The sequence below is a fragment of the Burkholderia sp. Ac-20353 genome, assembly GCF_017104785.1.
GTDB lineage: Bacteria > Pseudomonadota > Gammaproteobacteria > Burkholderiales > Burkholderiaceae > Burkholderia.
In genome coordinates this window covers 1-10,730 of the sequence record NZ_JAAGPL010000254.1, presented here as the reverse complement: position 1 = coordinate 10,730, position 10,730 = coordinate 1, and the positions used below count along the sequence as shown (strand labels likewise).

The window sequence follows — 10,730 nt, the reverse complement described above, 5'->3', positions numbered from 1 at the left end:
CTCGAGTCGCCGCTCACGGTGTCGGCGGGCGCCGGGCGCGTGACGCTCGGCGCGGCGCGCTTGACGCTCGAAGGCGCGGCGATCGACCTGAAGTCGTTCGCGTTCGACCACGGCCAGCTGCGCTCGGCGGGCACGGTGAGCGGCGCGTCGGTCGCGCGCTTCCTCGAGGTCCGCCAGGCGCTGACGGGTGCCCGCCCGCCGGTGCGCACCGACGTCGTGCTCGACGCCGACTGGGATTTTTCGGTCGGCGCGACCGCGACCGGCCATGTCCAGGTCAAGCGGCGCAGTGGCGACGTGACGGTCGAGACCGGCCGCGGCATCGCATCGCTCGGGCTGACCGACCTGCAGGCCCGCGCCGCATTCGGCGCGGGCAACCGGCTGAACGTGACCGCGCAGGGCAAGGCGAACCGGGTCGGCACGCTCGACGCGAACGTCGCGGTGCCGTTCGCGCCGCGCGACGGCGTGCTCGCGGTCGCGGACGACGGCGCGCTGTCGGGCCGGATCGACGCGGACATCCCGTCGCTGAAGACCACCGGCAACCTGTTCGGGCCGAGCTACCTGCTCGGCGGGCGCGCGGCGCTGAAGCTGACGGTGGCAGGCACGCCCGCGAAGCCGAACCTGTCCGGGATGCTGACGGGCGACGAGCTGTCCGCGACGCTCGTCGACCAGGGCGTGCAACTGAAGGACGGCATCGTGCGCATCAAGCTGTCGGAGAACCTCGTCGAATTCCAGCAGGTCGAGTTCCACGGCGGCGACGGCACGCTGCGCGCGATCGGCCGCGTGCGGCTCGACAACGAAGCGCCGGACCTGACCGCGAGCATCGTCGCCGACAAGCTCGAGCTGTTCGCGGCGCCGGACCGCAAGCTGTCGCTGTCGGGCAAGGCGACGGTCGCGAACGAAGGGCCGCGCGGCGGGCTCGTGATCGACGGCAAGTTCGTCGTCGATCGCGCGCTGTTCGACCTGCCGGAAGAGGGGGCGCCGCACCTGTCCGACGACGTCGTGATCGTGCGGCCGGACGGCACGGTGCGCGGCGAGACGCAGACGGGCACCGCGATCGCGAAGCCGCAGCCGGCCGAGGACAAGCCGGCGCCGTCGCTCGCGCCGCGTGCGAACATCGACATCGGCCTCGGCAACGACTTCCGCTTCAAGGGCCACGGCGCGGACCTCGGGCTGCGCGGCACGATCACCGTGATGAGCGCGCCCGGCGTGCCGCTGCGCGCGGTCGGCAACGTGCGCGTGACGGAAGGCTCGACGTATACGTCGTTCGGCCGCAAGCTCGCGATCGAGAACGGCTTCTTCACGTTCAACGGCCCGGTGTCGAACCCGGGGATCAACATCCTCGCGATGCGGCGCAACCAGGAGGTCGAGGCCGGCGTGCAGGTGACAGGCACGGTGCAGGCGCCGACGGTCAAGCTCGTGTCGGAGCCGAACGTGTCCGACAACGAGAAGCTGTCGTGGCTGCTGTTCGGCCATGGCACCGACCAGGGCAACAACCTCGGCCAGCAGAACACGATGACGACCGCGCTCGCGCTGCTTGGCAGCGCGACCGGCAAGCGCGTCGCGCAGTCCATCGGCCTCGACGAGTTCTCGATCGGCCGCAGCGACGTCGGCTTGACCGACCCGCAGGTCGTGCAGATCTCGAAGGCGATCAACGAACGCTTCGTGCTCGGCTACGAGCAGGGGCTGCAATCCGCGAGCAACGCGTTCAAGGCGACGATCAACCTGACGCGCTTCTGGTCGGTGTCCGGGTATGGCGGTACGTTCCAGGGCGTCGACCTGAACTACACGCGGCGCTTTGACCGGTGGTTCGGCCGGCGGTGACGGCGGCGCGCGTGCAGCGGCAATAAAAAACCCCGCGGCGACTGGATCGCGCGGGGTTTTTTCTGATGTGACGACAGGCGAAAGCGGCGGGCGGCGATGCGCCCGCGCGCCGCTTACTTCACGCGCATGCCGGGCTTCGCGCCGCTGTGCGGCTCGAGGATGTAGAGGCCCGGCTCGGCCTTCTCGTCGGTGGCCGACGCCGCGAGCACCATCCCTTCGGACAGGCCGAACTTCATCTTGCGCGGCGCGAGGTTCGCGACCATCACCGTCAGCTTGCCGACGAGCTGCTCCGGCTGGTACGCGGACTTGATCCCCGAGAACACGTTGCGGGTCTTCTCCTCGCCGACGTCGAGCGTGAGCTGCAGCAGCTTGTCCGACCCTTCGACGGCCTGGCACGCGACGATCTTCGCGATCCGCAGGTCGATCTTCGCGAAATCGTCGATCGAGATGGGCGTGTCAGCGTCATCCGCGCCGTTCGCCGCGGGTTTCGCGTTCGCGTTGATGTTTGCCTTCGCGTTCGCCTTCGTGGCATTTGCGGCATTCGCGCCGGCTGCCGCCGCACCCGACTGCTCGGCCTGCAGCGAATCGCGGTTCGCGGCGAGCAGCGCGTCGATCTGCTTCACGTCGACGCGGGTCATCAGATGCTGGTACGCGTTGATCGGCTGTTCGGACGACAGCGGCTTCGCGGCGTCGGCCCACGCGAGCGGCGCGATGCCGAAGAACTTCTCGACCGCTTCCGCGACGCGCGGCATCACCGGCTTCAGCGCGAGCGACAGCAGGCGGAACGCCTCGAGGCTCACGCTGCAGGTTTCGTGCAGCGCGACCGCATTGGCCGGATCCTTTGCGAGCTCCCACGGCTTCGCGCCGTCGACGTACGCGTTCACTTCGTCGGCGAGCTCCATCGTGTGGCGCAGCGCGCGGCCGTATTCACGCGCCTCGTAGTGCGCGGCGATCCCGGGAATCGCATCGCGCAGCTTCGCGACGAGCGGATGGTTCATCGCGCTGTCCTGCACGCGGCCGTCGAAGCGCTTGATCAGGAAGCCTGCCGCGCGGCTCGCGATGTTCACGTACTTGCCGACGAGATCGCTGTTCACGCGCGCCTGGAAGTCGTCGAGGTTCAGGTCGAGGTCTTCCATCGTCGCGTTCAGCTTCGCGGCGAAGTAGTAGCGCAGCCACTCGGGGTTCAGGCCCGTGTCGATATAGCTCTGCGCGGTGATGAAGGTGCCGCGCGACTTCGACATCTTCGCGCCGTCGACTGTCAGGAAGCCGTGCGCGAACACGTTGGTCGGCGTGCGGTGACCCGAGAATTCGAGCATCGCGGGCCAGAACAGCGTGTGGAAGTACAGGATGTCCTTGCCGATGAAGTGGTACTGCTCGGCGGTCGAGCCCTTGCGGATCCACGCGTCGAAATCGATGCCGCGCTGGTCGCACAGGTTCTTGAAGCTCGCGTAGTAGCCGACCGGCGCGTCGAGCCACACGTAGAAATACTTGCCGGGCGCGCCCGGGATCTCGAAGCCGAAATAGGGCGCGTCGCGCGAGATGTCCCAGTCGGCGAGCTTCGCTTCGCCGGCATCGCCGAGCCATTCGCGCATCTTGTTGGTCGCTTCCGGCTGCGCGAGGCCGCTCACCCAGTCGCGCAGGAACGTTTCGCAGCGCGGGTCGGACAGGCGGAAGAAGTAGTGCTTCGACGTCTTGCGCACCGGCGTCGCGCCCGACACCACCGAATACGGGTTCAGCAGCTCGGTCGGCAGGTAGGTCGAGCCGCACACTTCGCAGCTGTCCCCGTACTGGTCCTTCGCGTGGCACTTCGGGCACTCGCCCTTGATGAAGCGGTCCGGCAGGAACATTTCCTTGACGGGGTCGTACGCCTGCTCGATTTCGCGTTCGGCGATCAGGCCGTTTTCCTTCAGCGCGAGATAGATCTTCTCGCTCAGCACGCGGTTCTCGTCCGAGTCGGTCGAGTAGAAGTTGTCGAACGACACGCCGAAGCTGTCGAAGTCGCGCTTGTGCTCGCCCCAGACGCGGTCGATCAGCTGCTTCGGCGTCAGGCCCTCCTTCTCGGCGCGCAGCATCACCGGCGTGCCGTGCGTGTCGTCGGCGCCGATGTAATAGACCTCATGGCCGTGCATTCGCAACGTCCGCACCCAGACGTCGGTCTGGATGTACTCGACCAGGTGGCCGATGTGGATCTGGCCGTTGGCGTACGGCAGCGCGGACGTGACGAGGATCTGGCGGCGGCCTTGCGGCGCGCCGGCCTGCACGGAAGTGAGGTCGGATTCGGACATAGGGTCTGTAGAGGAACAGCGGGGAAGCTTCGGGAAACTGCGATTCTAGCAGGGGCGCGGGCCGGGCAGGCGGGCGGCCGCTGCAGGTGGCGTGGGGACGGGTGGAGGCGGGGCGGAGGCTGCGTGGAGGAGGACAACGATGGGGCAACACGCGTGCCCGGGCGGCGGTTGCTGCGATGCAGCACGGATCGTGCAGGCAAAAAAAACCGGGGCGGATACGGCCCCGGAGCAACAACGACAAGAGGAGAATGGTGACGCGCCGGCAACACCAGCCGCGTACCGTAAATAAAGACCACGGGCCGCGACAGAAGTTCGAAATTTTTTTTCGATTTGTTACGTGTCCCGCCGGAAGCCTTGTCCGGCGGGCGGTGCGGGCGGCGCGCCCGCGCATTCCCCGCTTGCGCGCGCTTACTGCTGGGCAGCGCGCAGGTAGATTTCGACGCGGCGGTTTTGTGCGCGACCGGCTTCGGTCGTGTTGTCGGCGACCGGGTTCGACGGGCCCATGCCCTGTGCCGACAGGCGCGCACCTGCGACGCCGCGCTGCGTGAGCGCGTTGACGACGCTCTGCGCACGGTTCTGCGACAGCGTCTGGTTCAGCGAAGCCGAGCCCGTGCTGTCGGTGTAGCCGACGACCGACGCGGTGACGCGCGGGTTCTGGTTCAGCGTCGTCGCCAGGTCGTTCAGCAGCGGCGTGAACGCCGGCGTGATCGCGTACTGGTTCGTCGCGAACGTCACCGAGCTCGGCACGTTCAGCTTCAGCGAGCCGTCCGGCTGTTCCGTAACTTGCGTGCCCGTCTGGGCCGCCGACGGCGCGAGCTTGTTCTTGATCGCCTGCCAGTTGTAGCCCGTCACGCCGCCGACGAGCGCGCCGACACCCGCGCCGATCGCTGCGCCCTTGCCGCCGCCTGCCAGCGCACCGATACCGGCGCCGAGCGCGGCACCCGTGCCGGTGCCGACGGCCGTGTTGGCGCCTTGCTGCGTCGCGCAGCCGGCCAGCAGGGCACCGGCCAGCGCGAAGACGGACAGGCGGGTCGCGATTTTCATGTTCATCTTGGATTCCTCTCTTGGTTGAACGAGTCGACAACGACAACAGTTACGGCTCACCAGGCAGGCCCGTCCGGAAAAAGGAAGGGGGGCCTGCTCTCGCGGCGGCCGCTGAAGGCGACCGCATGCCCTGCCCGGCAGCGTGGCTGTTCGGGCAGCGCGACGCGTCAGCCTCTACAATATAGGCGGTACGTGGCCGATTTGGCCCCATAGCGTGCCGCACGCGAAGAGTGCGCCGGCTCGCGCGTTCGCGCAATGGCATGCAACAGATTCTTTCACTTTTCCCGATTTTCGCCGCGTTATTTGATATTTCTTGACGTTTGAGCGCGAAAAAAACGTTTTCACGGAGTTTCGATGAGCATTGACCGGGCCCTCGTCGACGCCGCGCTCGCGGCAGTCGCTGATCCCAACACGGGCCGTCCGTATGCGGCCGGCAAAGGGGTGCGCAACGTGGCAATCGACGGCGACGCGGTGAGCGTCGACGTCGTGCTCGGCTATCCGGCAAAGAGCCAGTACGACGACGTGCGCGCACGTATCGCCGCCGCGCTGAAGAGCGTGCCGGGCGTGCGCGACGCGCGTGTGAACATCTCGCAGGATATCGTCGCGCACACCGTGCAGCGTGGCGTGAAGCTGCTGCCGAACGTGAAGAACATCGTCGCGGTCGCGTCGGGCAAGGGCGGCGTCGGCAAGAGCACGACGGCCGTCAACCTCGCGCTCGCGCTCGCTGCGGAAGGCGCGTCGGTCGGCATCCTCGACGCCGACATCTACGGCCCGTCGCTGCCGACGATGCTCGGCATCCACGGCCAGCGGCCCGAGTCGCCGGACAACCAGTCGATGAACCCGCTCGTCGGCCACGGGCTGCAGGCGAACTCGATCGGCTTCCTGATCGACGAGGACAACCCGATGGTGTGGCGCGGCCCGATGGCGACGTCGGCGCTCGAACAGCTGCTGCGCCAGACCAACTGGCGCGACCTCGACTACCTGATCGTCGACATGCCGCCGGGCACTGGCGACATCCAGCTCACGCTCGCGCAGCGCGTGCCGGTGACGGGCGCGGTGATCGTTACGACGCCGCAGGACATCGCGCTGCTCGACGCGAAGAAGGGCCTGAAGATGTTCGAGAAAGTCGGCATTCCGATTCTCGGCATCGTCGAAAACATGAGCATCCACGTCTGCTCGAACTGCGGCCACGAGGAGCACATCTTCGGCGCGGGCGGCGCAGAGCGGATGTCGAAGGACTACGGCGTGAGCGTGCTCGGCAGCCTGCCGCTTGACATCGCAATCCGCGAGCAGGCCGACAGCGGCGCGCCGACGGTCGCGGCCGATCCGGACGGCAAGCTCGCGCAGCGCTATCGCGAGATTGCGCGCGGCGTCGCGCTCGCAATCGCGGAGCGCGCACGCGACATGACGTCGAAGTTCCCGAGCATCGTTGTTCAAAATACGTAAAACCCTTGCGGGACGGGGCCGGACGCTGTTTACGGCGCCGCGAGGCGCGGTATCATGGCGACTTTTCCAGGGTCCCTTTACCCGCCCGGCAGGCGCCGGGTCACACGACCGCCTGCCGGCATGAGGATCGCATGAATCAACGACATTACGGCGCGCGCGCCGGCGGCGCGTGCCACCACGCGCTGCTGGCCGCCGCCGCGCTGGCCTTGCTGGCCGGCTGTACTTCATTTTCGTCGACGCACGAGAAGCGCGGCGACGCGCAACTGCAGCCGACGGTCGGCTCGCAGACGCACGGCACGGTGACGCTCGTCGAGCGTCCCGACGGCGTGCAGGTGACCTACAACCTGGTGGGCCTGCCGCCGAACAGCGACCACGCGCTGCAGGTGCACGAGCGCGGCGATTGCAACGCGGGCGACGGCTCGAGCGCCGGCCAGGTGTTCGCGCCGGCGGCCGACCGGCTGCGCGCGGGCGCTCGCGTCGCGGGCGATCTCGGCAACATCCACGCGGACGCGAACGGCGTCGCGACGGGTTTCATCGTCGCGCCCGATCTGGCCCTCGACGGCGTGCGTTCGGCGCTGAACCGCTCGGCGCTCGTGCATCGCGACCCGAGCGATCCCGCGTTCCCGCAGCACGGCGCGGGGCCCGCGCTCGCATGTGGCGTGATTCGTTGAGCGGCACCGCATGCGTGTGCCGATGATCGCGTAAAATGTGCGCCTTTCCAGGCCGTCGCCGTGTGCGGGCGGCACTCACTGACAGTCACGCAGCGTCTCCTGGCGCCCAGATATGAGCATCAAGTCCGACAAGTGGATCCGGCGCATGGCCGAAGAGCACAAGATGATCGAGCCGTTCGAGCCCGGTCAGGTTCGCGCGTCCGAGGACGGCCGCAGGATCGTCAGCTACGGCACCTCGAGCTACGGCTACGACATCCGCTGCGCCGACGAATTCAAGATCTTCACGAACATCAACTCGACGATCGTCGATCCGAAGAACTTCGACGAAGGTTCGTTTGTCGATTTCAAGGGCGACGTGTGCATCATCCCGCCGAACTCGTTCGCGCTGGCCCGCACCGTCGAATATTTCCGGATTCCGCGCACCGTGCTGACGGTCTGCCTCGGCAAGTCGACCTACGCGCGCTGCGGGATCATCGTCAACGTGACGCCGTTCGAACCCGAGTGGGAAGGCTACGTCACGCTGGAATTCTCGAACACGACGCCGCTGCCCGCGAAGATCTACGCGAACGAGGGCGTCGCCCAGGTCCTGTTCTTCGAGAGCGACGAGGTGTGCGACGTGTCGTACGCGGATCGCGGCGGGAAGTATCAGGGCCAACGCGGTGTCACGCTGCCGAAAACCTGATCTGGTTGTATATCAGCCGAACACCGACCGGTTACCGGGTGACCGCCGCGCGTGAAGCGCCGCGGTCGTTCTTTTTGGAGAATCGCCCATGAAGTTTCGTTTTCCTGTCGTCATCATCGACGAAGATTTCCGCTCCGAGAACATCTCGGGCTCCGGCATCCGGGCGCTGGCCGAAGCGATCGAGAAGGAGGGCGTCGAAGTCCTCGGCCTCACGAGCTACGGCGATCTGACGTCGTTCGCGCAGCAATCGAGCCGCGCGTCGTGCTTCATCCTGTCGATCGACGACGACGAACTCATGCTCGGCGAGACGGGCCCGGACGGCGAGCTGCCGGAACTGGCCACCGCGATCATCGAACTGCGCGCGTTCGTGACCGAAGTGCGCCGCCGCAACGCGGACATCCCGATCTTCCTGTACGGCGAGACGCGCACGTCGCGCCACCTGCCGAACGACATCCTGCGCGAACTGCACGGCTTCATCCACATGTTCGAGGACACGCCGGAGTTCGTCGCGCGCCACATCATCCGAGAGGCGAAGGTCTATCTCGACTCGCTGTCGCCGCCGTTCTTCAAGGAACTGGTGAAGTACGCGGACGAAGGCTCGTACTCGTGGCACTGCCCGGGCCACTCGGGCGGCGTCGCGTTCCTGAAGAACCCGCTCGGCCAGATGTTCCACCAGTTCTTCGGCGAGAACATGCTGCGCGCGGACGTCTGCAACGCGGTGGACGAACTCGGCCAGCTGCTCGACCATACGGGCCCGGTGGCGGCGTCTGAACGCAATGCGGCGCGCATCTTCAGCGCCGATCACCTGTTCTTCGTGACCAACGGCACGTCGACGTCGAACAAGATCGTCTGGCATGCGACGGTCGCACCCGGCGACATCGTGCTGGTCGACCGCAACTGCCACAAGTCGATCCTGCACGCGATCACGATGACGGGCGCGATTCCGGTGTTCCTCACGCCGACGCGCAACCACTTCGGCATCATCGGGCCGATCCCGCGCGACGAATTCAAGCCGGAGAACATCCGCCGGAAGATCGAGGCGAACCCGTTCGCGCGCGAGGCGCTGCGCCAGAACCCGGACATGAAGCCGCGCATCCTGACGATCACGCAGAGCACGTACGACGGCGTCATCTACAACGTCGAGATGATCAAGGACCTGCTCGGCGACCTGCTCGACACGCTGCACTTCGACGAAGCGTGGCTGCCGCACGCGGCGTTCCACGACTTCTACCGCGACATGCACGCAATCGGCGACGGCCGTCCGCGCACGGGCGCGCTGGTGTTCGCGACGCACTCGACGCACAAGCTGCTCGCGGGCATCTCGCAGGCGTCGCAGATCGTCGTGCAGGATTCGGAGAACCGCACGTTCGACAAGCACCGCTTCAACGAGGCGTACCTGATGCACACGTCGACGAGCCCGCAGTACGCGATCATCGCGTCGTGCGACGTCGCCGCCGCGATGATGGAGCCGCCGGGCGGCACCGCGCTCGTCGAGGAATCGATCGCCGAGGCGATCGACTTCCGCCGCGCGATGCGCAAGGTCGACGCCGAGTACGGCGACGACTGGTTCTTCAGCGTGTGGGGCCCGGATGACCTGGCGGTCGAAGGCATCGGCTCGCGCGACGACTGGATGCTGAAGCCAAACGACCACTGGCACGGCTTCGGCCCGCTCGCGGAAGGCTTCAACATGCTCGACCCGATCAAGGCGACGATCATCACGCCGGGGCTCGACGTCGACGGCGAATTCGGCGAGACCGGCATTCCGGCCGCGATCGTCACGAAGTACCTCGCCGAGCACGGTATCATCGTCGAGAAGACGGGCCTGTACTCGTTCTTCATCATGTTCACGATCGGCATCACGAAGGGCCGCTGGAACTCGATGGTGACCGAGCTGCAGCAGTTCAAGGACGACTACGACAACAACCAGCCGCTGTGGCGCGTGCTGCCGGAATTCGTCGCGCAGCATCCGCGCTACGAGCGCGTCGGGCTGCGCGACCTGTGCACGCAGATCCACGACGTGTACCGTGCGAACGACATCGCGCGCCTGACGACCGAGATGTACCTGTCGGACATGGAGCCCGCGATGAAGCCGTCGGACGCGTTCGCGAAGCTCGCGCACCGCAAGATCGACCGCGTGCCGCTCGACGAGCTCGAAGGCCGCGTGACGAGCATCCTGCTGACGCCGTACCCGCCGGGCATTCCGCTGCTGATTCCGGGCGAGCGCTTCAACAAGACGATCGTCAACTACCTGCGGTTCGCGCGTGACTTCAACGAGCGCTTCCCGGGCTTCCACACCGACATCCACGGCCTCGTCGCGGAAGAGGTGAACGGCCGCGTCGAGTACTTCGTCGACTGCGTGCGCGACTGACGATGGCGCAGAATCGAATCGGGACGATGCGCGCGGCCACGGCCGCGCTCGTCGCCTGGGCAGCCTGGTCGGCGTGGTCAGGGGCGGCGCATGCGGAAGTCGCGGCGGCCGATCCGGTCGACGTCGCGATGCGGCAGTGTCTGGCCCGGCGCGACCGCTCGTCGCCGGCCGGCCAGATCCAGTGCATGGACGAAGCGCAGCAGCAGTGGCAGACGGTGATGGACGGCGCGTACCAGCGCCTGCTGAACGACGCACCCGACGACGCGAAGCGCGGCTGGCAGGAGAGCCAGCGGCGCTGGCTCACGTGGCGCAAGGACGAAGCGCATCTGCTGAAGGCCGTGTACGACACGACGCGCGGCACGATGTACACGATGGCGAGCGCCGACATGCAGCTGCAACCCGTGCGCGACCGA

General features: G+C 67.1%; 8 protein-coding genes. 6 read left to right on the top strand and 2 right to left on the bottom strand.

Annotated elements, in window-relative coordinates; translation table 11 throughout:
• The coding region (locus G3N94_RS36795; protein ID WP_205799144.1) for a translocation/assembly module TamB domain-containing protein at positions 1 to 1,821 on the top strand (1,821 nt) is incomplete at its 5' end.
• 113 nt (positions 1,822 to 1,934) lie between these two features.
• Here G3N94_RS36795 and metG read toward each other — a convergent pair.
• Both metG and G3N94_RS36785 read right to left on the bottom strand, forming a co-directional pair.
• Positions 1,935 to 4,106: a methionine--tRNA ligase gene (gene metG, locus G3N94_RS36790; RefSeq protein ID WP_205799143.1), complete on the bottom strand. Its 2,172-nt coding sequence runs from the start codon at positions 4,104 to 4,106 to the stop codon at positions 1,935 to 1,937.
• A gap of 408 nt (positions 4,107 to 4,514) precedes the next feature.
• Positions 4,515 to 5,156 (bottom strand): OmpA family protein, encoded by a 642-nt coding sequence (locus G3N94_RS36785; protein WP_205799142.1) that lies wholly within the window; start codon positions 5,154 to 5,156, stop codon positions 4,515 to 4,517.
• 348 nt (positions 5,157 to 5,504) lie between these two features.
• Between G3N94_RS36785 and apbC the strand changes: the two genes are divergently transcribed.
• The 5 genes from apbC to G3N94_RS36760 form a co-directional block, all read left to right on the top strand.
• A complete protein-coding gene (apbC, locus tag G3N94_RS36780) occupies positions 5,505 to 6,596 on the top strand; it encodes an iron-sulfur cluster carrier protein ApbC (protein WP_205799141.1) in 1,092 nt (363 codons plus the stop codon).
• Between the two features lie 131 nt (positions 6,597 to 6,727).
• The gene (locus G3N94_RS36775; protein ID WP_205799140.1) at positions 6,728 to 7,267 is read left to right on the top strand and encodes a superoxide dismutase family protein; all 540 of its coding nucleotides are present in this window, start codon (positions 6,728 to 6,730) and stop codon (positions 7,265 to 7,267) included.
• A gap of 112 nt (positions 7,268 to 7,379) precedes the next feature.
• Positions 7,380 to 7,949 carry a dCTP deaminase gene (dcd, locus tag G3N94_RS36770; protein WP_124597744.1) on the top strand — a complete coding sequence of 190 codons (570 nt, stop codon included), beginning with the start codon at positions 7,380 to 7,382 and terminating at the stop codon, positions 7,947 to 7,949.
• Positions 7,950 to 8,037: 88 nt separating this feature from the next.
• A complete protein-coding gene (locus G3N94_RS36765) occupies positions 8,038 to 10,317 on the top strand; it encodes an arginine/lysine/ornithine decarboxylase (protein ID WP_205799139.1) in 2,280 nt (759 codons plus the stop codon).
• A 26-nt stretch (positions 10,318 to 10,343) separates the two neighbouring features.
• Positions 10,344 to 10,730: lysozyme inhibitor LprI family protein (locus G3N94_RS36760; protein WP_205799145.1), on the top strand; the 387-nt coding region annotated here is incomplete at its 3' end.